This is a genomic window from Streptomyces sp. NPDC002698, assembly GCF_042888945.1.
Lineage (GTDB): Bacteria > Actinomycetota > Actinomycetes > Streptomycetales > Streptomycetaceae > Streptomyces.
On sequence record NZ_JBIAQM010000020.1, the window covers coordinates 14002 to 37691 of the forward strand.

The 23690-nt window shown below is 73.0% G+C and carries 21 protein-coding genes; 10 read left to right on the forward strand and 11 right to left on the reverse strand.

The features are described 5' to 3' along the window. Positions 1–45: 45 nt before the first annotated feature. On the reverse strand, positions 46–639 hold the full coding sequence (locus tag ACFYW9_RS25625; protein WP_389154702.1) for a sigma-70 family RNA polymerase sigma factor: 594 nt from the start codon (positions 637–639) through the stop codon (positions 46–48). 113 nt (positions 640–752) lie between these two features. Here ACFYW9_RS25625 and ACFYW9_RS25630 point away from each other — a divergent pair, with 113 nt between their 5' ends. Further along, entirely contained in the window at positions 753–1751 is a 999-nt protein-coding gene (locus ACFYW9_RS25630; RefSeq protein WP_389154705.1) for a MerR family transcriptional regulator, read from the forward strand. Positions 1752–1816: 65 nt separating this feature from the next. Here the strand turns inward: ACFYW9_RS25630 and ACFYW9_RS25635 are convergent, their stop codons facing one another. From ACFYW9_RS25635 to ACFYW9_RS25645, 3 genes are all read right to left on the reverse strand, one after another. Beyond that, positions 1817–2587: a DUF4142 domain-containing protein gene (locus ACFYW9_RS25635; RefSeq protein WP_389154708.1), complete on the reverse strand. Its 771-nt coding sequence runs from the start codon at positions 2585–2587 to the stop codon at positions 1817–1819. Positions 2588–2829: 242 nt separating this feature from the next. Further along, positions 2830–4203 carry a cryptochrome/photolyase family protein gene (locus tag ACFYW9_RS25640; RefSeq protein ID WP_389154711.1) on the reverse strand — a complete coding sequence of 458 codons (1374 nt, stop codon included), beginning with the start codon at positions 4201–4203 and terminating at the stop codon, positions 2830–2832. A 227-nt stretch (positions 4204–4430) separates the two neighbouring features. Beyond that, complete coding sequence (locus ACFYW9_RS25645; protein ID WP_389154714.1) at positions 4431–5957, reverse strand: SDR family oxidoreductase; 1527 nt, start codon at positions 5955–5957, stop codon at positions 4431–4433. A gap of 154 nt (positions 5958–6111) precedes the next feature. Here ACFYW9_RS25645 and ACFYW9_RS25650 point away from each other — a divergent pair, with 154 nt between their 5' ends. Both ACFYW9_RS25650 and ACFYW9_RS25655 read left to right on the forward strand, forming a co-directional pair. Beyond that, complete coding sequence (locus ACFYW9_RS25650; RefSeq protein ID WP_329297909.1) at positions 6112–6633, forward strand: MarR family transcriptional regulator; 522 nt, start codon at positions 6112–6114, stop codon at positions 6631–6633. A gap of 219 nt (positions 6634–6852) precedes the next feature. Further along, on the forward strand, positions 6853–8994 hold the full coding sequence (locus ACFYW9_RS25655; RefSeq protein ID WP_389154718.1) for an MMPL family transporter: 2142 nt from the start codon (positions 6853–6855) through the stop codon (positions 8992–8994). Between the two features lie 146 nt (positions 8995–9140). Here ACFYW9_RS25655 and ACFYW9_RS25660 read toward each other — a convergent pair whose 3' ends face one another. Further along, positions 9141–9308, reverse strand: a complete 168-nt coding sequence (locus tag ACFYW9_RS25660) for a hypothetical protein (RefSeq protein ID WP_326789658.1) — start codon at positions 9306–9308, stop codon at positions 9141–9143. A gap of 686 nt (positions 9309–9994) precedes the next feature. Between ACFYW9_RS25660 and ssuE the strand changes: the two genes are divergently transcribed. From ssuE to ACFYW9_RS25675, 3 genes are read left to right on the forward strand one after another with little or no spacing between them, the layout of a single operon-like run. Beyond that, complete coding sequence (ssuE, locus tag ACFYW9_RS25665; protein ID WP_389154722.1) at positions 9995–10549, forward strand: NADPH-dependent FMN reductase; 555 nt, start codon at positions 9995–9997, stop codon at positions 10547–10549. 5 nt (positions 10550–10554) lie between these two features. Further along, complete coding sequence (locus ACFYW9_RS25670; RefSeq protein ID WP_389154725.1) at positions 10555–11739, forward strand: SfnB family sulfur acquisition oxidoreductase; 1185 nt, start codon at positions 10555–10557, stop codon at positions 11737–11739. A 55-nt stretch (positions 11740–11794) separates the two neighbouring features. Next, a complete protein-coding gene (locus ACFYW9_RS25675) occupies positions 11795–12937 on the forward strand; it encodes an LLM class flavin-dependent oxidoreductase (RefSeq protein ID WP_389154728.1) in 1143 nt (380 codons plus the stop codon). Here the strand turns inward: ACFYW9_RS25675 and ACFYW9_RS25680 are convergent. Then, a complete protein-coding gene (locus ACFYW9_RS25680) occupies positions 12927–14000 on the reverse strand; it encodes an acyl-CoA dehydrogenase family protein (protein ID WP_351876176.1) in 1074 nt (357 codons plus the stop codon). The genes ACFYW9_RS25675 and ACFYW9_RS25680 overlap by 11 nt on opposite strands. A 100-nt stretch (positions 14001–14100) precedes the next feature. Between ACFYW9_RS25680 and ACFYW9_RS25685 the strand changes: the two genes are divergently transcribed. Next, entirely contained in the window at positions 14101–14457 is a 357-nt protein-coding gene (locus ACFYW9_RS25685; RefSeq protein ID WP_351876179.1) for a YciI family protein, read from the forward strand. Beyond that, on the forward strand, positions 14454–15653 hold the full coding sequence (locus ACFYW9_RS25690) for an RNA polymerase sigma factor (RefSeq protein WP_389154733.1): 1200 nt from the start codon (positions 14454–14456) through the stop codon (positions 15651–15653). Before ACFYW9_RS25685 ends, ACFYW9_RS25690 begins: the two co-directional genes overlap by 4 nt. A 63-nt stretch (positions 15654–15716) precedes the next feature. Here the strand turns inward: ACFYW9_RS25690 and urtE are convergent, their stop codons facing one another. Genes urtE through urtB form a run of 4 tightly spaced genes read right to left on the reverse strand, consistent with a single transcriptional unit; the run spans position 15717 to position 19217 of the window. Further along, a complete protein-coding gene (gene urtE, locus ACFYW9_RS25695) occupies positions 15717–16409 on the reverse strand; it encodes an urea ABC transporter ATP-binding subunit UrtE (protein WP_351876185.1) in 693 nt (230 codons plus the stop codon). Next, on the reverse strand, positions 16409–17212 hold the full coding sequence (urtD, locus tag ACFYW9_RS25700) for an urea ABC transporter ATP-binding protein UrtD (protein WP_389154737.1): 804 nt from the start codon (positions 17210–17212) through the stop codon (positions 16409–16411). Before urtD ends, urtE begins: the two co-directional genes overlap by 1 nt. Then, entirely contained in the window at positions 17209–18324 is a 1116-nt protein-coding gene (gene urtC / locus ACFYW9_RS25705) for an urea ABC transporter permease subunit UrtC (RefSeq protein ID WP_389154740.1), read from the reverse strand. The genes urtD and urtC overlap by 4 nt, the downstream gene beginning before the upstream one ends. Next, a complete protein-coding gene (gene urtB, locus ACFYW9_RS25710) occupies positions 18321–19217 on the reverse strand; it encodes an urea ABC transporter permease subunit UrtB (RefSeq protein WP_261707052.1) in 897 nt (298 codons plus the stop codon). Before urtB ends, urtC begins: the two co-directional genes overlap by 4 nt. 195 nt (positions 19218–19412) lie before the next feature. Here urtB and ACFYW9_RS25715 point away from each other — a divergent pair, with 195 nt between their 5' ends. Further along, a complete protein-coding gene (locus ACFYW9_RS25715) occupies positions 19413–20597 on the forward strand; it encodes a glutathionylspermidine synthase family protein (RefSeq protein ID WP_389154743.1) in 1185 nt (394 codons plus the stop codon). Between the two features lie 60 nt (positions 20598–20657). On the opposite strand, the gene rocD is transcribed toward ACFYW9_RS25715, so the two are convergent. Then, a complete protein-coding gene (rocD, locus tag ACFYW9_RS25720; protein WP_351868638.1) occupies positions 20658–21872 on the reverse strand; it encodes an ornithine--oxo-acid transaminase in 1215 nt (404 codons plus the stop codon). A 320-nt stretch (positions 21873–22192) separates the two neighbouring features. Here rocD and ACFYW9_RS25725 point away from each other — a divergent pair, with 320 nt between their 5' ends. Beyond that, positions 22193–23638 (forward strand): glycine hydroxymethyltransferase, encoded by a 1446-nt coding sequence (locus ACFYW9_RS25725; RefSeq protein WP_351868443.1) that lies wholly within the window; start codon positions 22193–22195, stop codon positions 23636–23638. Positions 23639–23690: the final 52 nt, after the last annotated feature.

A 23690-nucleotide genomic window follows, 5' to 3' on the forward strand; every position in this document is an offset into this window, starting at 1 on the left:
GCGGATTGGCCGGCGCCCCGGAAAGCGCCGGCGGGCCCTTTGCGCTCAGACCTCGGCCAGCGGGCGCAGACAGTCACGGAGCTGGTGCATACCGCGTCGGGAGTGGCTCTTGACGGTGCCCAGCGGCCAGCCGGTGCGCCGGGCGATCTGGGTCTGCGTGAGGTCCTCGTAGAACGCGAGGTGCAGGACCCGGCGCTGCGGGGTCGGGAGCTTGGCCAGCTCGTGCCGGACGACGACACGGTCGAGCGTGGCCTCGGGCCGGGACCTGGTGTCGTCGGCGAGGACCAGGAGGGCGCCGGCCGCGCCCACCAGCTCGGCGCGCCTGGTCCGCGCGGACAGGGCGTCGGCGATCTTGCGCCGGGTGATGCCGACGAGCCACGCGGCCACCGGGCCGCGTTCGGGCCGGTAACCGCGAGCGCCCCGCCACACGGCGAGGAACACCTGCTGGGTGACGTCCTCCGCCTCGCGCGCGTCGCCCAGCGAACGCCGGGCCAGGGCGTGGACGAGGGGAGCCCAGCGCCGGTACGCGGTGGCCATGGACGCCTCGTCCCCGTCGACGATGCCACGGGCCAGGTCCGCGTCCGTGAGCGTGTCCCCGGGCTCGGCGGTCAGGTGCTCGGCGGTCGGATCTGCGCTCATGGCCACGGCTCCTTGCTCCGGGAACTCCCTGTGTGGGGCCCCGTGGAACCGATTGTGTGAACCATGCGACAGAGCCGACAACTCGCATCGTTTCTGCGTCGTATAGTCGCCGTATGGGTGATGGCCGGTCGGATCAAGGTCGGGAGCCGGGCACGGGATCCGCCGAAGCCGGTGTCACCACCGGCGCGCTGGCCCGCCGCCTGGGAGTGTCACCCACCACGCTGCGTTCCTGGGACCGCAGATACGGAATGGGCCCCGCGGTCCGTTCCGGCGGACGGCACCGCCGCTGGACGCCCCAGGACGTGGCCATGCTCGAGGAGATGTGCCGGCTGACCTCGGCCGGAGTGCCGCCCGCCGAGGCGGCCAGGGCGGCGAAGGGCCGCCCCGATCCCCTGGCGCCCGGGGGCGGGAGCGCGGCCGACGGCCCGGAACACCCGGCACCGGCGGCCGGAGCGGAGCCCCTCGGGGACCCCCGGCAGGAGTGCAAGGGGCTCGCGCGCGCCGCCGTACGCCTCGACGCGCCGTCCGTGGACGACCAGTTGACCTCGCTCGTCGAGCGGCACGGCGTGGTCGTCGGCTGGGAGGAGGTGATGGTGCCGACCCTGCACGCGGTGGGCCGCAAATGGGAGTCCGCCGGGGACCGCTACGTGGAGGTGGAGCACCTGCTGTCGTGGCAGATCTCCCGGGTGCTGCACCGTGCTTCGGGACCGGTGGGGACCCGATCGCCGGCGACCGGCGGCGGACCGGTCGTGCTGGCCTGTGTCCCGGGCGAACAGCACTGCCTCCCGCTGGAGGCGTTGCACGCGGGGCTCGTCGAACAGGGCCTGCCCGCGCGGATGTTCGGCCCCGCCGTGCCCCCCGAGGCGCTGACCGCGGCGGTGCGCCGGCTGGGACCGGTCGCCGTCGTGCTGTGGTCGCAGACCCGTTCCACCGCCGACCGCCCGCTGGCCCGGCACATCGCGGCCACCGCCTGGGGAGTCAAGGGCGCCCGCAGCCATCCCGCCGTCCTGCTCGGCGGCCCCGGCTGGGCCGGACGCCAGGAACCGGGCATGCTCCGGCCGCCGGGACTGAGGGAGGCGCTCACCACGCTGGTGGGCCTGGCCGAGGGCTGAGCCGGAAGGCGGCCGCCCTCACGAACTCCCGCTCGGGCCGCCGCCGTTCACCCCACCCGCGCGGTTCAGCCCACCGTCGGCGTCGGCGAGGGCAGCGAGGCCCCTCCCGCGGGCAGCGACGCTCCGCCCGAGGGCAGCGCCGCCCCGCCCGCCGGCGGTGTCAGGACGACCTCCGGCTCTCCGGGCTGCGGCGCGGGAGGCGTCAGATCGGCCTCGGGCACCTTCGGGATGGTGGTCTCCTGGATGATCACCTGGTCGAAGTCGACCAGTCCGGTCTTCTCCATCACGGTGATGTGGTCCAGCACGGTGTCGTTGGCCTGGTCGGCGAGCTGCCGTACGAGGGAGTTCTCCGTCGAGGCGCGGATCTTCGCCACGGTCGAGAAGATCTGTCCGTGGGTGATGCGCAGGATGTTGGCGAAGTCGGTGTTGAACTTCGAGCCGGAGTCCGAGCTCAACGTCGTGATGAAGCCCTGCTGCAGCGGGGACGGCTTGTTGGGCAGCGTGATGCCGAGTTCCTTGGCGACCTTGCGGCTCGTGGCGTCGAGCCCGGCGTGCCCCGCGATCAGGTGCTCCCCCGCCGTGCGGACCTCCGGGGTGGTCCCCTTCTGCAGGGCCAGCTGCCCGACCGGGTACTCCCACAGCCCCGCCGCGCGCACCTTGACGACGAAGTCGCGGTCGGCCTCGGTCAGCGGTCCCGAGGACGGATTGGCGATGACGCGGACCGGGGTGGCGGACGTGGTCTCGACCCCCAGCATGGCCGGATAGGCGAGCGCGGCCAGGGTCAGCGTCAACGCGCCGGTCACGAAGAGGGTTCCCACGTTCCGTGTAATGCGCATTGAGCAGCCTCCTGGGGGCGGGTACGGCGGTTCCGGAGCCGTCGGCTCCGGGATGGCCGCGCGATGGATCCGGTGCGCACGGATCCGGTACGAATGGTTCGGACGACCACCAGTACGGCGGCGCACCGCTGAGGAATCTCTACAACAGGTAAAATCCTCGGCAGTTTATATTCGATTCGGATCGCTCTTGCACGCGGCCGCGGTGTTGTCGCCGGTCCAGGTCCAAGTCCCCGGCGTTGCCGTCAGTCCAGGCCCCGGGCCTTCTTGAACCGGGCCAGCCCCTCGGACAGGTCGACGATCGGGTCCGGGTAGTCGCGGGCCGCCGGGTCCAGGTCCTGGAGCTTCCACGGCTCGTGCACCGCGCGCCCCGCGATTCCGGCCAACTCGGGCACCCAGCGTCGGACATATACCCCTTCCGGGTCGTAACGCCTCGCCTGGGTCAGCGGGTTCAGGACCCGGTTGGGCCGGCTGTCCGTGCCCGTTCCCGCCATCCACTGCCAGTTGAGCTGGTTGTCGGCGACATCGCCGTCCACCAGCAGGTCCAGGAAGTGCCGGGCCCCGACCCGCCAGTCCACGTACAGCGTCTTGACCAGGAAGCTCGCGGTGAGCAGGCGCCCCCGGTTGTGCATCCAGCCCTCGTGGCGCAACTGCCGCATCGCGGCGTCCACCACCGGATAGCCGGTCCGCCCCTCCCGCCAGGCCTCGACGTCCTCCCGCGCCTCGGCCCCCGAGCGCCAACGGTCGTGCCGGGGACGGTAGTCGGCGGCGGACGCGTCCGGCCTGGCCGCCAGCACCTGGTGATGGAAGTCCCGCCAGGCGAGCTGCCGTACGAACGCCTCGGCGCCCGGACCGCCCGCGCCGCGTGCCCGGTGGACCAGTTCGACCGGCGACAGCGTGCCGAAGTGCAGATGGGGGGAGAGCCGGGAGGTCGCGTCGCCCGGCAGGTCGTCGTGGCGGTCCTCGTACGCTCCGATCCCGTCGCGCAGCCAGGCCGTCAGCCGTTTCCTGGCCTCCGTCTCGCCGCCCCGGGCCAGCCCCTCGGACACCCCGGACACGTCCGGGCGCGAGGGGATCGCCTCCGAACCGACGCCGTCCGGCACCCGGACGCCCCGGGGAGCCGCGACCGGGTCCCGCAACGGCTGCCGCGCCCACCGGCGGTGGTACGGCGTGAAGACGGCGAAGTGGTCGGAGGCCGCCGGGGTCACCGCACCGGGAGCGAGCGCGGTGACCACCGCCTCGTGGACGTGCAGACGGCGTCCCCGCGTCTCCAGCGCGGCGCGCAGCCGCTCCTCCCTGTGCTGCGCGTAGGCGCTGACCCCCGCCGCGATGTGCACCGCGTCGGCGTCGGTCTCGGCGGCCGCCTTCGCCACCTCGGCCGCCACGTCGCCGGAGCGCACCACCAGACGACCGCCGCGGTCACGGAGCCCGGCGTCCAGATCCGTCAGACAGTCGGCGAGGAACGCCATCCGGTTGGGGGCGGTGAACCCGGCGCCAGCGACGGCCTCGTCGCGGACGAAGAGCGGCACCACCGCGTCCGCACCGTCGAGGGCGGCCCGCAGCGGCGGATGGTCGTGCAGGCGCAGGTCGGAGGTGAACAGGACGATCGAGACGGTCATGGGGTGGCTCCGGGGCGGTGCTCAGCGGGGTAACGGCGTCGGTCTGCTTCGGCTCGGGGGACCGATGTGGATGCGGTTCGGCCGGTTCGTGCGGAGGTGCGCCCGCCCCTAGCGGAGGCGAGGCCGGTGACACGGCACGGCACGGCGGGCCGCGGCTCAGCAGGGCGGTCCGCGGCTCAGCGTGGCGGGACATGGCACAGCACGGCGGGACGCGGCGCCGCAGCGGGTCAGCGGGTGAGCGCCGGGGCGGCCGCGTCCGCGGGGGCGTTCTCGGCGGCCCGGGCGATGTTCCGGGCCATGCCGCCGAACACCACGGCGTGGAACGGCGAGACGCTCCACCAGTACACATGCCCCAGCAGCCCGTGCGGATGGAACAGGGCCCGCTGCCGGTAGCGCGTACGCCCGTCGTCCGTCGCGTCGGCGTACATCTCCAGCCATGCCAGCCCGGGCAGTCTCATCTCGGCCCGCAGCCGCAGCAGACGGCCCGGCTCGATCTCCTCCACCCGCCAGAAGTCCAGGGAGTCGCCCACCCGCAGCCGGCTGGCGTCACGGCGGCCGCGCCGCAGGCCCACTCCGCCCACCAGCCGGTCCATCCAGCCGCGCACCGCCCAGGCCAGCGGGAAGGAGTACCAGCCGTTGTCGCCGCCGATGCCCTCGATCACCCGCCACAGGTTCCTCGGCGAGGCGTCCACGGCCAGTTCGCGGTCGTCCGAGTAGAGGCTGCCGCCCGCCCAGTCGGGGTCGGTGGGCAGCGGGTCGCTGGCCGTCCCGGGATACGACGCCGACGACCACCGGGTCGTCACCTGGGCGTCGCGCACCCGCTGGAGTGCCAGGGCCACCGCCGCGTCGAAGCCGATCGGCCGTCCCGGGGGATCGGGAACGTACCGGACGATGTCGTGCTCGTGGCACACGACCTCATGGCGCAGCGACTCGGTGAGCGGGCGGGCGATCGACGCGGGCACCGGGGTGACCAGGCCGACCCAGTGGCTGGACAGCCGGGGCGTGAGGACCGGCACAGGGAAGATGAGCCTGCGCGGCAGCCCGGCGACGGCCGCGTACCGGCGCATCATCTCCAGGTACGTGAGGACGTCGGGGCCGCCGATGTCGAAGGCGCGGTTCACCTCCGCGGGCATGGCGGCGCTGCCGACCAGGGTGCGCAGCACATCGCGTACGCCCATGGGCTGGATCCGGGTGTGCACCCAGCTCGGCGTCACCATCACCGGCAGCCGCTCGGTGAGATAGCGCAGCATCTCGAAGGAGGCCGAGCCGGAGCCGATGATCACCGCGGCGCGCAGCACGGTGGTCGGTACGCCCGACTCCAGCAGGATGCGCCCCACCTCGGCCCGCGACCTCAGGTGCGGTGACAGTTCCCCGGCCGGTACGCCCGCGGGGGTGAGGCCGCCCAGATAGACGATGCGCCGCACACCCGCCGCGCGGGCCTGCTCGCCGAAGATCCGGGCCGCCCTGCGGTCCGTGTCCTCGAAGTCGTGGCCCGTGCCGAGCGCGTGCACGAGGTAGTAGGCGACCTCGCAGCCGCGCATGGCGGCGGCGACCGATTCGGCGTCCGTGACGTCGCCGCGGACCACCTCCGCCTCGCCCGCCCAGGGATAGTCGCGCAGCTTGGCCGGTGAGCGGGCCAGACACCGCACCCGGTACCCCTCGGCCAGCAGTTCGGGGACCAGCCGTCCGCCGATGTAGCCGGTGGCACCGGTCACCAGACACCTGGGGCCGGTGCCGGTCTCCTCGTCGCTCATGGGTCCTCCGTCGGTCGCCGCCGGCCCCCTCGGGGACCGCCTTCGTCCCTGATCCCTTCCACCCGGGCACCGCCCGCGGATGCGCCGGACGGGGCGGCCTCCGGGTGCCGGACGCCCGAACGGGGGAGTGCGGGGACTTCTATAGGCTGATCACGTGGCCAGACGAGACGACCGTGACGACCGGACGGATGATCCGGACCCCGACGCGGGCAGGGAGCGGGAGCGGGCCGCGGCGACGGATCTTCACGCCTTCGCGGTCGAGCTGCGCCGCCTGAACGGCGAGATCAACCGGCTGGTCCACGCCTTCGCCGGGGAACACGGTCTGCACGCCACGGACGTTCTGGCGCTCGCGGCGATCCTCGACGCGTCCGAGCCGCTCACCCCGGGCCGGCTGCGCGAGCACCTCGGACTCACCTCGGGCGCGGTCACCGCGTGTCTGGACCGGCTCGAACGCGCGGGCCACATCCGGCGCGTCCGGGAGAGCCCCGACCGCAGGGTGGTCCACCTCCACTACGTTCCCGACGCCAGGTCGGCCGCGCGCGCCCACTTCCGGCCGCTCGCCGACGTCACGGCGAGCGTGCGGTCCGGATTCAGCGAGGACGAGCTGTCCGTCGTCCTCCGCTTCCTGGCGACGATGAACGAGCGGCTCTCGGCCGTACGGTCTCCCGGACGCTGAGCCCGCCCGGCGCACGCCGAACCCGCCGCCCGCGGACGCGTCCGGGCGGCCGCTGTCCGTGCCCGGACGGTCGCCGCCCGCCGCATCCGGACGGCCGCCGGGGACGGAACTCCGGGCATGGTCTACGATCTGGCCGCGAGATATCTCAATGATTGAGATTGTCATTCATCGAGGTACTTGTCGCTCACCGAACCACCTGCCGGCGCAACCTGGAGAACGATGTCCCTCACCCCGCGACGAGCCCTGTGGCTGATCCCCGTCGTCCTGCTCGTCGCCTGGCTCGGCATCGGAGGCACCCTCGGCCCCTACGCCGGCCGGCTCGGCGAGGTCTCCACCAACGACCAGGCCGCCTTCCTGCCGCGCAGCGCCGAGTCCACGAAGGTGGTGGCCCAGCAGCGTGCGTTCCAGCAGGCCGGGACGCTGCCCGCGATCGTCGTGTGGACCGTGGACGGCGACGCGTCCACGGCCGGGGCCCGGCAGTCCGCCGCGACCCGCGCGCTCGCCTCCCTCGCCGGTGCCCCCGGCGTGGTCGGCCGGCCGTCACCCGCCCTGCCGTCACAGGACGGCAAGGCACTGGAGGGCGTCGTCCAGCTCAGGCCCGACCTCGGCAAGCGGCTTCCCGACGCCGTCGACCGCATCCGTACCGCCGCCGCAGCCGTTCCCGGTACGACCACGTGGATCGCCGGACCCGCCGCCAGTCAGGCCGACCTCGGCGACGCCTTCGCCGGGATCGACGGACTGCTCCTCGGGGTGGCCCTGGCGGCCGTCCTCGTGATCCTGCTGCTCGTCTACCGCAGTGTGCTGCTCCCGTTCCTCATCATCCTCGGATCGGTGTTCGCGCTGGGCCTGGCCTGCGCCGTCGTCTACGTCCTCGCCGACCACGGTGTCGTACGCGTCGACGGCCAGGTGCAGGGCATCCTCTCGATCCTCGTGATCGGCGCCGCCACCGATTACGCCCTTCTGCTCAGTGCCCGCTTCCGTGAGGAACTCGCCCTGAGCGCCGACCGGTTCACGGCGGTCCGGGCGGCACTGCGGCAGTCCTGGGGCGCGATCGTCGCGAGCGCGGGAACCGTCGCCCTCGGACTGCTGGCGCTGCTGCTCAGCGATCTGACGAACAACCGCTCGCTCGGTCCCGTGGGAGCCATCGGCGTGGCCTGCGCCGGCTTGAGCTCGCTCACCTTCCTGCCCGCCGTCCTGGTGCTCCTCGGCCGTGCCGCCTACTGGCCGGCCAGGCCCCGCCCGGCGGGCGGGGCGAGCACCGGCGACGGCATCTGGAACCGGGTCGCGGCACTGGTCGACCGCGCGCCGCGCAAGGTCTGGGCGATGGCCCTGGCCGGCCTCCTCGCCTGCGCGGCCTTCGCGCCCACCCTGACCGCGAAAGGCATCCCGCTCGCCGAGATCTTCGTCAACGACGCACCGTCGGTCGCCGCGCAGGAGACCCTCGGGCGACACTTCCCCGGCGGCTCCGGCAACCCCGCCGTGATCATCGCCGACGCCGACCGGGTCGCGCAGGTCACGTCCGCCGCGCGCGCCACGGACGGTGTCGCGTCGGCCGCCGCGGTGACGGAGTCCGGGCGGCCCGGCGGGGGAACGCCCCGGATCGTCGACGGCCGGGTCCGTGTCGACGTCACGCTGCGGTCCGCCGCGGACAGCGACGCGGCCAAGGCCACCGTCGCCCGGCTGCGCACGGCGGTGCACGCCGTACCGGACGCCGACGCGCTCGTCGGGGGCTACGCGGCCCAGCAGTACGACACCCGGCAGACCGCCGAACGCGACCGGGCGCTGATCGTGCCGGTGGTCCTCGCCATCATCCTGGTCATATTGACCGTCCTGCTCCGCTCGCTGCTCATGCCGGTGCTCCTGGTGGCCACGGTGGCGCTCAACTTCCTCGCCACGCTGGGCATCTCGTCGCTCGTGTTCCGGCACGGGTTCGGCTTCACGGGCACCGACGCGTCCGTGCCGCTGTACGGCTTCGTGTTCCTGGTGGCCCTCGGCGTCGACTACAACATCTTCCTGATGTCCCGGGTCCGGGAGGAGTCGCTGCGCCACGGGGTGCGCGCGGGCGTGCTGCGCGGACTCGTCGCCACCGGCGGGGTGATCACCTCGGCGGGCGTGGTGCTGGCCGCGACCTTCGCCGCCCTCGGGGTGATCCCGCTGGCGTTCCTGGTGCAGATCGCCTTCATCGTCGCCTTCGGCGTCCTGCTCGACACCCTGGTCGTCCGCTCCCTGCTGGTGCCGGCCCTGGTCCGCGACATCGGCCGCCGGGCGTGGTGGCCGGGGACACTCAGCCGCGGGCCCGGAGCCGACCCCGGGCCGGCGTCCGCGCCCGGCGCCCGGGGGGACGAGCGCGTCGAGGTGTGAGAACCCTGTCGGAGCGGGCCCCGTCCGGCGGGACGGGGCCCGCTCCGACAGGACGCGCGACGGTCCGCCGGGTGGTTCGCGCGGGTCGTTCGTGCGCGCGGACCGGCCGCTGTGTTCCGTCGCGGTCCGGTCGCCCGCGGTCCGGCTCAGTCCTCGTCGCCGGCCGGCACGACCACGAGGAAGGCGTCCGAGTTCAGATCCATCACGACCGTCGCCTGCAGCCCCTCGGTACGGCGCCGGGCCGCGTACTCCTCCGCGGTCCAGGATCCACGCGGAGCCCCGGCGGGAAATCGTTCCAGCACCTTTGTGCCCATGGCGGCAGACACCTCCAGCTCTGACGGCGGACCCGGAGCGACGAGTCCCGTGGAATGCGCTTGCCCGGGTTTCCCCGGGACATGTCCCGGTCCGGGATACGAGACCGGACCGCCGTTCCTTGACTGCCCTCGCCCTGGGCTGCGACGATCTCCGTATGAAGAAGCGACTGGACCTCACGCGACGACGCCACGTCGACCTCGCGCGTGTCTGCAGCGCCTTCTGTCGCCGCGAAGTCTGACGACCCCGATCCCGGGTCTCCTTCGCGCGGGTCCGTCCGCCCACGGTGGCTTGTTCTCACCGTGATCCGGCGCGTGCCCTCGTCTCCCGCCCCTCGTTCCGGCTCCCGAACTCCGCCTGATCGCGGCTGAGTTCCCGAACCCCGACGCGTCCCGAACAGCCGTCGGCCCCGCCTGCCGGGCAACGGCCCGTGCGGTGCGCCGAGGTCCGACCGCCGCACGGAGGACGGGAGTCCGTCAGGACTCAGGCCCCTTTCCAGCGAGCCACGCGCGTGCGGTGCGAGCCTGCCCGTCGTCCCCGTTCGCTCACCGCTCCCCGGCAGTCCGCCGCCCCGGAGCGCCGGTCACGCCCACTCACCCGGAGCCCGGGTCACGGAATCCACCCGCGAGCCCGCTCACAGCAGTCACCCGGAACCCGTCCACCGGAACCCGTCCACGAAAGAGGACTCATGGCCACCGTCCTGTCCGTCTCCGGCAGCCCTTCGGTCTCCTCCCGCACCGCCAAGCTCCTGCGCCACCTCGACACGCGGCTCGCCGCACAGGGCCACGAGGTGATCCCTCTCGACGTCCGGACGATCCCCGCGGAGGCGTTGCTCGGCGCGGACTTCCAGCACCCGGCCATAGTCGAGGCGACCGAACTGTTCGCCCGTGCCGACGGAGTGGTCATCGGCACCCCCGTCTACAAGGCCGCCTACTCCGGCGTCCTGAAGGCCCTGCTCGACCTGCTCCCGCAGTACGCCCTGACCGGGAAGACCGTGCTGCCCCTGGTGACCGGAGGCAGCACCGCCCATGTGCTCGCCCTGGACTACGCGCTCCGTCCGGTCCTCAACTCCATGGGGGCGGCCCATATCGTGCAGGGCTGGTTCACCCTCGACAAGGACATCATCACGGGCCAGGACGGGAGCGTCACCGTGGCGCCGGGCAGCGCCGAGGCCCTGGCCCAGGTGGTGGACCAGTTCTCCGTCGCTCTGGGCCGTACCCCCCTGCTCGCCGCCACGGGCTGACACCGATGACCGCCAAAGTGATCGCCGACGACGCCGAGGCGCTGGCCGTCGCTGCCGCCCTCGCCGACGAGTTCCGCGCCGGGGCGTCGGCGCGGGACGCCGAACGGCGCTTGCCGTACGAGGAGCTGGAACGTCTCTCCGCCTCCGGTCTGCTCGCCGTCACGGTACCGGCCGGACACGGCGGAGCGGACGTGCGCCAGGAGACCCTGGCCGAGATCTTCCGGCTGCTGGCCTCGGCCGACGCCAGCCTCGCTCAGATCCCGCAGAACCACTTCGTGTACGCGAATGTGATACGCCGCCAGGGAAGCCCGGAACAGCGGGAGTTCTTCTTCGCCGAGATCCTGGCGGGGCGGCGGTTCGGCAACGCGCAGTCGGAGGCGGGGACGGCGCACGTACAGGACATCCGCACCCGGCTCGACGCGCGCCCGGACGGCTCGTACCGGCTCACCGGTGTCAAGCACTACTCCACCGGAGCGCTCTTCGCCGACTGGATCCCCGTCCTGGCCCGCGCCGAGGACGACAACCCGCACGTCGCCTTCGTCCAACGGAACGCCGACGGCGTCACGGTCGTCGACGACTGGGACGGTATGGGACAGCGCACCACGGCCAGCGGCACGGTCCGGCTCGACGCCGTCGTCGTTCCGGCCGACCGGGTGGTCCCGCACCACCTCACCTTCCGGGAGCCACAACTGCACGGAGCGGTGGCGCAGTTGCTGCACGCCGCCATCGACGCCGGGATCGCGGCGGGAGCGCTCGCCGAGGCGGTGGAGTTCGTGCGGACCAAGAGCCGGCCCTGGTTCGAGAGCGGCGCGGACACCGCGGCCGAGGACCCGTTGCTCATCCAGCGCTTCGGTGAACTCGCCCTCCAGGTCCGGGCGTCCGAGGCGCTGCTCGGCGTCGCGGCCCGCGCGGTCGACACGGCCCGCGACGGTCTCACCGACGCGTCCGCGGCCGAGGCGTCCATCGCCGTGGCCGCCGCCAAGGCGCACACCTCCGCCACCGCCGTCCTGGTGGCCGACGCCCTGTTCGAGGTGTCCGGCACCCGCTCGGCACTCGACTCGCTGAACCTGCACCGGCATTGGCGCGACGCCCGCACCCACACCCTGCACGACCCGGCCCGCTGGAAGATCCAGCACATCGGCCGCTACGTCCTGAACGGCACCAGGCCGCCGCGACACGGCCTCCTCTAGCCGCCGTCCGACGGGCCCCTCGCCCACCAGGTCCCCACGATCGGAGAACGCCGCCGTGTCCCTCACCTTCCACTGGTTCCTGCCCACCAACGGCGACAGCCGCGATGTCGTCGGCGGCGGTCACGGCACGCCCGCCACCGTGTCCTCACGGGACCGGCCACCGACGGTCGCCTATCTGAGCCAGATCGCCCGTGCCGCGGAGGACCTGGGATTCGTCGGCGCCCTCACCCCGACGGGCGCCTGGTGCGAGGACGCGTGGCTGACGACCGCGATGGTCAGTCAGCACACGGAGCGGCTGAAGTTCCTCGTCGCCTTCCGGCCCGGCTTCGTGTCGCCCACACTCGCCGCGCAGATGGCCTCCACCTTCCAGCGCCGGACCGGCGGACGGCTGCTCCTCAACGTGGTGACCGGCGGCGAGAGCCACGAGCAGCGCGCCTACGGCGACTTCCTCGACAAGGACGCCCGCTACCGCCGTACAGGCGAATTCCTGCGGATCGTCCGGGACCTGTGGGACGGCAAGACCGTCGACCTGGACGGCGAGCACCTGCGGGTCGAGGACGCCCGGCTCGCCCGGGTCCCCGACCCGGTCCCCGAGGTCTACTTCGGCGGCTCCTCGCCGATCGCCGGCGAGGTCGCCGCCCGCCACGCGGACGTCTACCTGACCTGGGGCGAACCACCCGCACAGGTCGCCGAGAAGATCGCCTGGATCCGCGGACTGGCGGCGGAGGAAGGGCGGACCCTCCGGTTCGGCATCCGGCTCCACGTCATCACCCGCGACAGCTCCGAGCAGGCCTGGGCCGAGGCGCACCGGCTCCTCGACGGCTTCGACCCGGCGACCGTACGGTCCGTCCAGGAGGGACTCGCCCGCAGCGAGTCGCAGGGCCAGCAGCGGATGCTCGCGCTGCACGGCGGCGGCCGGGACGGACTGGAGATCCACCCCAACCTGTGGGCCGGCATCGGCCTGGTGCGCGGCGGAGCGGGCACCGCGCTGGTCGGCAGCCACGAGGAGGTCGCCGACCGGATCGGGGAGTACCACGCTCTCGGCATCGACGAGTTCGTGCTCTCCGGCTACCCGCACCTGGAGGAGGCCTACTGGTTCGGCGAGGGCGTCCTGCCCCGGCTCGCCGCGCGGGGCCTGTGGCGGCACCCGTTCGCGGCCCCGCCGGCACCGGTCGCCCAGGTGCCCTTCACCGGCTGAGCGGACCGGGCCCGCCGAGGGAGCCCAGCGACCCCAGGTGCGCCGCGCGCACCTGGGCCGTCTGCCCCTGCACCAGCAGGAACATCCCCTCGCGCGCGAGCCGTTGGGCCGGGCTGCGCAGGTCCATCGCCCGCCCGCCGCCGGCCACGACCGCCGCCGTGGTGGCCGCCCGCATCACGTCGTACGCCCGGGTCTTGCACTCCAGCCGCTCCTCGATCCGCTCGGTCGGCACCGGGTGGTCGGCGAGTTCGTACGCCTGCCGTCTGACCTCGTCGAGACGCGCCCGCAGGGTGTCCGCCGTCCCCTTCGCCGAGGGATCGTCCTCCAGCAGGCCGATCGCCGCCGCCGTGACCCCGAAGACGGCCGGCGAGGCGTTGGTGTTCTTGGGGCGGTCCGTGACCGCCCAGGACTCGTACGGGGTGCGCAGCGCCACCGCGTCGTCGGGCAGCCACAGCCCGTCCAGCTCCAGCGAGACGGTCCGGGACGCGGTGAGCGCGGCGAGCCGCATCGGCGGGGACGGGCGCAGCCCCGGCTGCTCGCGCGCCCGCGTGAACGCGAACAGCGCCTCGTCGTCCGCCGTCACCCCGGCCAGCAGCATGACGTCGTTCAGCCCCCAGCCGGTGTACCAGGGGACCGTCCCGTCGAAGCGCCACCCGCCGCGCTCGCGCGTGACCCGTACCGGGACGCGCGGGTACGCGCGCAACTGGGCGTACGCGACACCGGACAGCAGCTCTCCGCGCGCGAGCGGACCGAGAAGCCGCTCGCGCACCGGAAGGCCGCTCCCCACCAGGGTCGCCACCGGCGTGTGGTGCTGGGCCTGCACGAACCAGGTCGAGCAGCACGCCCCGGCCAGGATCTCCGCGGTCGCGCGGACCACCGCGGCCGGCGCCGCCGACCCGCCGTCCTCGGCCGGAGCGGCGATCCCGAGCAGCCCCGACCGCTTGACGGCCTCGACGCTGCTCATGGGCATGCCGTCCCGGTCCACGTCCTCGGCCAGGGGAGCCAGGACCTCGGCCGCCAGTTCCCGGGCCGCGGCGACGAGCGGATGCGGTGGGACGGTCATCGAAGGAATCTCCCGCTGTTGTCGTGGCGTGTGTCGATCCGGCGCCCTTTCGTTCGTGTAGTCAGAAAGACGCCGAGTGGGACCACCGAGGAGGAACATCATGAAGTACTACCTGCTGAGCGTGATGCAGCCGCAGGGCGAGCCGCCCGCGCCCGAGGTCCTGGAAGAGATCATGCACAACCTGGACGTGTTCGACACCGAACTGCGCGAGGCCGGCGCCTGGGTGTTCGCCGGCGGACTGCACGGGCCGGAGACGGCCACCGTGCTGCGGGCCCGGGACGGTGACGTCCTGGTCACCGACGGGCCGTACGCGGAGAGCAAGGAGTATCTGGGCGGGATCTGCCTGATCAAGGCGCCCGATCTCGACGCGGCGCTCGCCTGGGGGCGCAAGGCGACCCTGGCGACGACGCTCCCGATCGAGGTGCGGCCGTTCACCCACGAGTCCGGGGACCGATGACTGTCGGAGCCGGTGACATCGAGGCCGTCTTCCGCGCCGAGTACGGCCGGGCGGTCGCCGTCCTGATCCGCTTCCTGGGCGACATCGACCTCGCCGAGGAAGCGGTCCAGGACGCGTTCACCACGGCCGTGGCGAAGTGGCCGGGGACCGGGATCCCGCCGAGCCCGGCCGGCTGGATCATCACGACCGCCCGCAACCGCGCCGTCGACCGGCTGCGCCGCGAGTCCACCCGCGCGGCCCGGCACGCCGAGGCGGCCCGGCTGCACGCCCCGGACGACCCCGTGGAGGAGGGCCCCGTGCGCGACGAACGGCTCCGTCTGATCTTCACCTGCTGCCACCCCGCGCTCGCGCCCCAGGCCCGGGTCGCCCTGACGCTACGGCTCCTCGGCGGCCTGAGCACCGCGCAGATCGCGCGTGCCTTCCTCGTCCCCGAACCCACCATGGCCCAGCGGATCGTCCGCGCCAAGGCCAAGATCCGCGACGCGGGCATCCCCTACCGCGTGCCGCGCGACGCGGACCTGCCGGACCGCGTCAGAGGTGTACTGGCCGTCGTCTACCTCGTCTTCAACGAGGGGTACGGGGGCCGCGAGGACCTCTGCGCCGAGGCCCTGCGCCTCGGACGTCTCCTCGTCGAGCTCATGCCCGACGAGCCCGAGGCGCTCGGCCTGCTCGCGCTGATGCTGCTCGTCGAAGCCCGTCGGCCGGCCCGCGAGACGGCCGGCGGTGACCTGGTCCTCCTCGCCGAACAGGACCGCACCCGCTGGGACCGGGACCTGATCACCGAGGGCCAGGCCCTCGTACGCCGCTGTCTGCGCCGCGACCGGCCGGGGCCCTACCAGATCCAGGCCGCGATCAACGCGGTCCACAGCGACGCCCCGACCGCCGCCGCCACGGACTGGGGGCAGATCCTCCAGCTGTACGACCAGCTCGTGCGGCTCGCCCCCAGCCCGGTCGTGGCCCTCAACCGCGCCGTCGCCGTGGCCGAGACCGAGGGACCGGAGCCCGCCCTCGCCCTCGTCGACCGGCTCGACCTCGACGGGTACCACGCCTTCCACGCCGTACGGGCGGACCTGCTGCGCCGGCTCGGACGGCACACCGAGGCGGTACAGGCGTACGACGCCGCCATCACGCTGTCCGGGAGCGCGCCGGAACGCGCTCACCTCGAACGGGCCCGGGCATCCCTCGCGGGGAGATGACGGCCGAGGCCGCGCGCCCCGTCCTGGCCGATCATCAGCGTGCCCGGCGGACTCCACCCGGGGTCACACGCTGAGCGCCTCCCGCACCACCCGTTCGGCGTCCCGGCCGCCCTCGCCCGACGAGGTGACCCGGCCGGCCTCCAGGACGTAGTAGCGCTGCGCGGCCCGCATCGCGAAGCCGACGTGCTGCTCGACCAGGAGCACCGACAGACCGCCCCGGGCGGCCAGGGCGAGGACCGTCTCCTCGATCTCGGCGACCACCGAGGGCTGGATGCCCTCGGTCGGCTCGTCCAGCAGGAGAACCCGAGGCTCCGTCACCAGGGCCCGGGCGATGGACAGTTGCTGGCGCTGACCCCCGGAGAGCAGCCCCGCCCGGCGGCCCGACAGGGCCCGCAGCGCCGGGAACAGGTCCAGTGCCCCGGCGACAGCCTCCCTGCCGCGGCGCCGTCCGTCCGCGACCAGCTGGAGATTCTCGGCGGTCGTGAGGTGCGGGAAGGCCTGCTGGCCCTGCGGGACGTACGCCATGCCGCGCGCCACCCGCTCATGAGGCCTCAGCCGGGTGATGTCCTCGCCGTCCAGGCGGACCGAGCCGCTCCGCGGGCCGAGCAGTCCGACGGCGGCCCGCAGCAGGGTGCTCTTGCCCGCGCCGTTGTGCCCGAGCACCGCCGCCACCCCGTCCCTCGGCACCTCGACGGAGACACCGTGCAGCACGAGACTGCGGTGGTACCCGACGTGGACGGTGTCGATCTCCAGCATCACGCCTCCTGAGCGGCGGTCGGTCCGGGCACGGCCGCCGTGGTGTCCTCGGCGGCCGCGTGTCCGAGATACACCTGCTGCACCTTCGGGTCGGCCTGCACCTCGGCCACCGTCCCCTCGCTGAGCACCCGGCCCGCGTGCAGCACACTGACGCTGCGCGCGAAGGACCGCATGAAGTCCATGTCGTGCTCGATCACGACGACGGTCCGCTCCCGGCTGATGCGCTCCAACAGCTCGCCGGTGGCCTGCCGTTCGTCCTGGCTCATGCCCGCGACCGGCTCGTCGAGCAGCAGCAGCCGGACGTCCTGCACGAGCAGCATGCCGATCTCCAGCCACTGCTTCTGGCCGTGCGCGAGCGTCCCGGCCGGGCTGTCGGCACGGCCGGCCAGGCCCACCGTCTCCAGGGCGCGCGCCACGGAGACGGGCACACCCCTGCGGCGGCGCAGCATCGTCAGCGCGCCCCGCCCGGCGCCCGCCGCGATGTCCAGGTTCTGAAGGACCGTCAGCTCCTCGAAGACGGCGGCCGTCTGGAAGGTGCGGCCGATTCCCGAGCGGGCGATCCGGTGCACGCTGCGGCCGAGGACGTCGGCACCCCCGAAACGCACCGATCCCGTCGCCCGCACCAGCCCGGTGACCGCGTCGACCAGCGTCGTCTTGCCCGCGCCGTTCGGCCCGATCAGGAAGCGAAGGTCCCCCGGCCGCACATCGAGGTCCACCCCGTCGACGGCGGTGAAGCCGTCGAAGGTCACCCGCAGTCCCCGGATCTCGAGCCCCGCGGGCGCACTGCCTGTCAACTCCGTCATACCGTGTCTCCAGCGAGTCCTCGGTGCGCCCGGCGCCGCTTCACGATCGCGGCCAGCGAGGCGAGGCCGCCCGGCAGGAACGCCAGGGCGACGATGAACAACAGCCCCTGGAAGTAGGTCCAGGCCGCGGGGAACTCCTCGGACAGGGCCGTCCTGGCCCAGGCGACGCCGATCGCGCCGAGCACCGCGCCCGTCAGGCTCGCCCGGCCGCCGACCGCGGCGCCGATGACGAGCTCGATGGACGGCACGATGCCGACCAGCGCGGGAGAGATGATGCCGACGGCGGGCACGAACAACGCACCCGCCAGTCCCGCCATGCCCGCCGCGACGACGTACGCCACGAGCTTGACGTTCGCGGGGTCGTAGCCGAGGAACCGCACCCGTTCCTCGGAATCCCGCACGGCGACGAGGAGTTCGCCGTAGCGGCTGCGCGTCAGCTGACGGGCGAGCGCGATCAGCAGGAGCAGCACCGCGGCGATGACGAAGTACACCATCCGCTGGTTGACCGGGTCGTTCAGGTCGTAGCCGAAGAAGCCCTGGATGTCGGTCAGTCCGTTGGTGCCGCCTGTCGTGGCCTGCTGGCCGACCAGCCAGATCGCGAAGGCCGCGGCGAGCGCCTGGCTGAGAATCGCGAAGTAGGCGCCCTTGACCCGGCGCCGGAAGACGAAGGAACCGAGGATCGCGGCGACGGCCATGGGCAGCAGGACGGTCGCGGCGATCGCGAACACCGGATTCGCGAACGGCCGCCACCACCAGGGCAGTTCGGTGGCGGTCCCGTACAGCTGCATGAAGTCGGGCAGGTTGCCGGGGCCGGCGTCCGCGATCTTCAGGTGCATGGCCATGGCGTAGCCGCCCAGTCCGAAGAACACCCCTTGGCCGAGTGTCAGCAGGCCGCCGCGCCCCCATGCCAGACAGATGCCGACCGCGACCATGGCCGTGCACAGATACTTGGCGAGCAGCCCGAGCCGGAAGTCGGACAACGCGAGCGGGGCGACGGCGAAGAGCGCGACGGCGGCCGCCGCGAATCCGGCCGCGGGCCGAGCCGCCGTGAACCGGCGTCGACCACGCGGCAGTTGTCCCGTCTTCGGGGCGAGGGGAGTGGTGGTGGTCATACGAGGCTCCTGGTGCGCAGCGTGTACAGGCCCTGCGGCCGCCACTGGAGGAACGCGACGATGGCCACGAGGACCAGCACCTTCGCGACACTGACGGTGGTCGAGTACTCCAGGACCGACTGCAGCGCGCCCAGCACGAAGGCGACGATGACACTGCCCTTGAGCTGCCCGATGCCGCCGACCACGATGACCAGGAAGGCGTCGATGATGACGTTGGTGCCCATCGTCGGCCCGATCGGGCCGACCAGGGTCAGCGCGACCCCGGCGACCCCGGCGAGGCCGGAGCCGATGAAGAAGGCGGTGCGGTCCACGCGCCCGGTGGAGATGCCGGACACCTCCGCCAGGTCCCGGTTCTGCACCACCGCGCGGATCCGCCGCCCGAGCGGGGTCAGCCGCAGTGTGAGGGACAGTGCCACGACGGCCGTGACCGCCAGCCCGAGGATGAACAGCCGGCTGTTGGCGAAGGTGAGCGGGTCGTCGCCGCCGATGACCGTGATGTGCCCGGTGAGGACATCGGGTGCGCGGGTCTGCACATTCGGCGCGCCGAAGATGTCACGGGCGAGTTGCTGAAGCATCAGCGAGACACCCCAGGTGACGAGAAGGGTGTCGAGGGGACGGAGGTAAAGGCGGCGGATCAGCAGCCATTCCAGCAGCGCGCCGAGCGCCCCCGACACAAGAAATGCGACGGGCAGGGCGACGATCAGTGAAATTCCTGCGCCGGAAATGGACTTCTGCAGTACGTACGTGGTGTAGGCGCCGGCCATGATGAACTCGCCGTGGGCCATGTTGATGACATTCATCTGGCCGAAGGTGAGCGAGAGGCCGAGCGCGATGAGGAGCAGGACGGCACCGATGCTGACGCCGGTGAACAACTGCCCGAGGATCACGGTCATACGGCGGCTCCGGGGAGTCGGGACGCGGGGGGGGGGGGGGGGGGGGGCGCCGCCGGGGGGGGGGGGGGGGGGCGGGGGGGGGGGCGCCGGGGGGCGCCGCGGGGGGGGGGGGGCCCCCCCCCCCCCCCCCCCCCCCCCCCCCCCGCCGCCGAGACGGAGAACCCACCCGCCGCCGACACGGAGAACCCCGCGCCCATGGAACGCCGCACCATCACCCCCCGCCCCGGCTGGCAGCAGACCGTCGAGCGGCAGGGGCTGATCTACCCGCTCACCCGCCACCCCGACGACTCCCTGCGCCCCTACTGGGACGAGAGCGCCTACTACGCCTTCTCGCTGCCCGAGGTGGAGGCGCTGGAGGAGGTCGTCGAGGAACTGCACGCCATGTGCCTGACGGCCGCCGGTCACATCGTCGAGCGGGGACGCTTCGCCGACCTCGGCATCGACGACCCCCGGGTCGCGGCGGCCGTCTCCGAGGCCTGGCACCGGCGCGGCGAACTCCCCTCCGTCTACGGCCGTTTCGACCTCCGCTACGACGGAACGGGCCCGGCGAAACTCCTCGAGTACAACGCCGACACACCGACCTCGCTGGTCGAGGCCGCCGGCCCGCAGTGGTTCTGGATGGAGGACCGCTTCCCCGGCGCCGACCAGTGGAACTCCCTCCACGAACGCCTCGTCGCGGCCTGGAAGAAGCAGGCCGCCCTCCTCCCGCCGGGCAGCCCGCTCCACTTCGCGCACTCCGCCGAGGACGAACTCGGCGAGGACCTGATGACGGTCGCCTACCTGAAGGAGACCGCGGAGCAGGCGGGGCTCGCCACGGACTGGATCTCCATGGAGGAGATCGGCTGGGACCCCCTCTCCGGCCGCTTCGTCGACAACCGGCTCGGTTTCATCCGCGCCTGCTTCAAGCTCTATCCCTGGGAGTGGCTCACCACCGACGCGTTCGCCGGCCATGTCCTGGACACCCTCGACAACGGCGGCGGCACCGGTACGACCCTGTGGATCGAGCCCGCCTGGAAGATGCTCCTCTCCAACAAGGCCGTCCTCGCCGTCCTCTGGGAGCTCTACCCGGACCACCCGAACCTCCTCCCCGCCTACCTCGACGGCCCCCGCGAGCTGGCCCGTACGAACGGCTACGTCGCCAAGCCCCTGCTCGGCCGCGAGGGCGCCGGGGTGACGGTCCACGAACCCGGCGCCGCCCCCGCCGTACGCGAAGAGGCCTGCTGCTACCAGGAGCTGGCACCGCTCCCGTCCTTCGACGGCAACCGTGTCGTCCTCGGCGCCTGGGTCGTCGAGGACGAGTCGGCGGGCCTCGGCATCAGGGAGTCCTCGGGCCCGATCACGGACGAGTACGCCCGCTTCCTGCCCCACGTGATCCTCTAGGGGCCGTTCGCGGGTCCTGCCGGGTCCGGGTCCCTTCGTGGCCCTCCGGGGCCCGGGTCCCTACGCGCCGAGCACGGCCCGCAGCTGGGCCAGGCCCCAGTCCAGGTCCTCCTCGGTGATCACCAGCGGCGGGGCGATCCGGACGGTGACCCCGTGGGTGTCCTTGACCAGGACACCCCGGTCCATCAGCTTCTCCGAGATCTCCCGGCCCGTGCCGTACGCGGGGGCGATGTCGACGCCCGCCCACAGCCCGCGCCCGCGCACCGCGGTGACGTGACCGGAGTCCTTCAACAGACCCAGTTCACGGTGCAGACGCTCACCGAGCTCGGCGGCCCGCCGCTGGTACTCGCCCGACCGCAGCATCGCGATCACCTCCAGGGCCACCGCGCAGGCCAGCGGATTCCCGCCGAAGGTCGACCCGTGCTCCCCGGGCCGGAACACCCCCAGCACCTCCGCGCTCGACACCACCGCCGACACCGGCACCACTCCGCCGCCGAGCGCCTTCCCGAGGACGTACATGTCCGGCACCACGCCCTCGTGCTCGCACGCGAACGTACGGCCGGTGCGCCCCAGCCCCGACTGGATCTCGTCCGCGACGAACAGCACGTCGCGCTCCAGCGTCAGCTCCCGCACGGCCGGCAGGTAACCGGCCGGCGGCACCAGCACCCCCGCCTCGCCCTGGATCGGTTCCAGCAGCACGGCCACCGTGTTCTCCGTGACCGCCGCCCGCATCGCCGTCAGGTCCCCGTACGGCACGATCTCGAATCCCGGTGTGTACGGGCCGAAGTCGGCCCGCGCCTCCGGGTCCGTCGAGAAACTGATGACCGTCGTCGTACGCCCGTGGAAGTTGTTGCCCGCGACCACGATCTTCGCCATCTCGGCCGGGACGCCCTTGACCCGGTACCCCCACTTCCGGGCCGTCTTCACCGCCGTCTCCACCGCCTCCGCCCCGGTGTTCATCGGCAGCACCATCTCCATGCCGCACAGCGAGGCCAACTCCCGGCAGAAGTCCGCGAACCGGTCGTGGTGGAACGCCCGCGACGTCAGCGTCACCCGGTCGAGCTGCGCCTTGGCCGCCTCGATCAGCCGCCGGTTGCCGTGGCCGAAGTTCAGCGCCGAGTATCCGGCCAGCATGTCGAGGAAACGGCGCCCCTCGACGTCCGTCATCCAGGCCCCGTCCGCCGTCGCCACGACGACCGGCAGCGGGTGGTAGTTGTGCGCGCTGTGCTCGTCGGCCGAGGCGATGTACGCCTCCGTCGTCTCCCTGGCATCCATGGTGGTCACGGGATCTCCGTTCGCGCGGGGGCGGGCTTGTGGCCTCTTTCCTATCGTCGCTCGCATGGTGGACGAGGGACCCCGGTGATCCGGCGCGCCCGGTAGGCTGACCGGCGGGGCCGTGACTGGCGCGCTGGGATGGGACCGACCATCGGGGAGCGGCACCCGCGCTGTGGCTTCCCCGGGGCGATCCCGGACCTCTGGACGGAGAAGCAGGCCGTCGTGAGGGGCCCGGACCGTCCGGGCGAGGAGTCGTGGCAACCGAGTGCCGTGCGCCTGGGCCGACCCGTGAACGCTGAAAGCAACGTCCGGAGGCCGTCATGCCAGAGCCCCTTTCCACCGAGTCCACCGCCTTCCGCAGCGCCCTCGACGTGATCCGGGCCGTGGAGCCCCGTGTCGCCGACGCCATCGGCCAGGAGATCGCCGACCAGCGCGACATGCTCAAACTGATCGCGTCCGAGAACTACGCCTCCCCGGCCACCCTGCTGGCCATGGGCAACTGGTTCAGCGACAAGTACGCCGAGGGCACCGTCGGCCGCCGCTTCTACGCCGGCTGCCGCAACGTCGACACCGTCGAGGCCCTCGCCGCCGAGCACGCCCGCGAACTGTTCGGCGCCGAGCACGCCTACGCCCAGCCGCACTCCGGCATCGACGCCAACCTCGTCGCCTTCTGGGCCGTCCTCGCCGCCCGCGTGGAGGTCCCGGCGCTCGCCGAGGCCGGCGTCCGCAACGTCAACGACCTCTCCGAGGCCGACTGGGCCGAACTGCGCCGGGCCTTCGGCAACCAGCGCATGCTCGGCATGTCCCTGGACGCCGGCGGCCACCTCACCCACGGCTTCCGCCCGAACATCTCGGGCAAGATGTTCGACCAGCGCTCCTACGGCACCGACCCCGCCACCGGTCTCATCGACTACGAGGCCCTGCGCGCCTCCGCCCGCGAGTTCAAGCCGCTGATCATCGTCGCCGGGTACTCCGCCTACCCCCGTCTGGTGAACTTCCGCGTCATGCGCGAGATCGCCGACGAGGTCGGCGCCACCCTCATGGTCGACATGGCGCACTTCGCCGGCCTGGTCGCGGGCAAGGTCCTGACCGGCGACTTCGACCCGGTCCCGCACGCCCAGATCGTCACCACCACCACGCACAAGTCGCTCCGCGGCCCGCGCGGCGGCATGGTCCTGTGCGACGAGACCCTCGCCGAGCAGGTCGACCGCGGCTGCCCGATGGTCCTCGGCGGCCCGCTTCCCCACGTCATGGCCGCCAAGGCCGTCGCGCTCGCCGAGGCCCGCCGCCCCGAGTTCCGCGACTACGCCCAGGCCGTCGTCGACAACTCCCGCGCCCTCGCCGAGGGCCTGATGCGCCGCGGCGCCACGCTGGTCACCGGCGGCACGGACAACCACCTCAACCTCATCGACGTGGCCTCCTCCTACGGCCTGACCGGCCGCCAGGCCGAGTCCGCCCTGCTCGACTCGGGCATCGTCACCAACCGCAACGCCATCCCCGCCGACCCGAACGGCGCCTGGTACACCTCCGGCATCCGCATCGGCACCCCCGCGCTGACCACCCGCGGTCTCGGCGCGACCGAGATGGACGAGATCGCCGCCCTGATCGACCGGGTCCTCACCGCCGCCGAGGCCGGCACCACCGCCAAGGGCGCCCCGTCCAAGGCGCAGCACGTCCTGGACGCGAAGATCTCCGACGAGATCGCCCACCGCGCGAGCGACCTGCTCACCGGCTTCCCGCTCTACCCGGAGATCGACCTCGGCTGACGCACTGCACCGGGGCCGGATCCCTCCGGCCCCGGACCGCGGGCGACACGAC

Coding starts and splice junctions, on each gene's coding strand:
- ACFYW9_RS25625 (WP_389154702.1), bottom strand. CDS start 639: ATGAGCGCAGATCCGACCGCCGAGCACCTGACCGCCGAGCCCGGGGAC.
- ACFYW9_RS25630 (WP_389154705.1), top strand. CDS start 753: ATGGGTGATGGCCGGTCGGATCAAGGTCGGGAGCCGGGCACGGGATCC.
- ACFYW9_RS25635 (WP_389154708.1), bottom strand. CDS start 2,587: ATGCGCATTACACGGAACGTGGGAACCCTCTTCGTGACCGGCGCGTTG.
- ACFYW9_RS25640 (WP_389154711.1), bottom strand. CDS start 4,203: ATGACCGTCTCGATCGTCCTGTTCACCTCCGACCTGCGCCTGCACGAC.
- ACFYW9_RS25645 (WP_389154714.1), bottom strand. CDS start 5,957: ATGAGCGACGAGGAGACCGGCACCGGCCCCAGGTGTCTGGTGACCGGT.
- ACFYW9_RS25655 (WP_389154718.1), top strand. CDS start 6,853: ATGTCCCTCACCCCGCGACGAGCCCTGTGGCTGATCCCCGTCGTCCTG.
- ACFYW9_RS25660 (WP_326789658.1), bottom strand. CDS start 9,308: ATGGGCACAAAGGTGCTGGAACGATTTCCCGCCGGGGCTCCGCGTGGA.
- ssuE (WP_389154722.1), top strand. CDS start 9,995: ATGGCCACCGTCCTGTCCGTCTCCGGCAGCCCTTCGGTCTCCTCCCGC.
- ACFYW9_RS25670 (WP_389154725.1), top strand. CDS start 10,555: ATGACCGCCAAAGTGATCGCCGACGACGCCGAGGCGCTGGCCGTCGCT.
- ACFYW9_RS25680 (WP_351876176.1), bottom strand. CDS start 14,000: ATGACCGTCCCACCGCATCCGCTCGTCGCCGCGGCCCGGGAACTGGCG.
- ACFYW9_RS25685 (WP_351876179.1), top strand. CDS start 14,101: ATGAAGTACTACCTGCTGAGCGTGATGCAGCCGCAGGGCGAGCCGCCC.
- ACFYW9_RS25690 (WP_389154733.1), top strand. CDS start 14,454: ATGACTGTCGGAGCCGGTGACATCGAGGCCGTCTTCCGCGCCGAGTAC.
- urtE (WP_351876185.1), bottom strand. CDS start 16,409: ATGCTGGAGATCGACACCGTCCACGTCGGGTACCACCGCAGTCTCGTG.
- urtD (WP_389154737.1), bottom strand. CDS start 17,212: ATGACGGAGTTGACAGGCAGTGCGCCCGCGGGGCTCGAGATCCGGGGA.
- urtC (WP_389154740.1), bottom strand. CDS start 18,324: ATGACCACCACCACTCCCCTCGCCCCGAAGACGGGACAACTGCCGCGT.
- urtB (WP_261707052.1), bottom strand. CDS start 19,217: ATGACCGTGATCCTCGGGCAGTTGTTCACCGGCGTCAGCATCGGTGCC.
- ACFYW9_RS25715 (WP_389154743.1), top strand. CDS start 19,413: ATGGAACGCCGCACCATCACCCCCCGCCCCGGCTGGCAGCAGACCGTC.
- rocD (WP_351868638.1), bottom strand. CDS start 21,872: ATGGATGCCAGGGAGACGACGGAGGCGTACATCGCCTCGGCCGACGAG.
- ACFYW9_RS25725 (WP_351868443.1), top strand. CDS start 22,193: ATGCCAGAGCCCCTTTCCACCGAGTCCACCGCCTTCCGCAGCGCCCTC.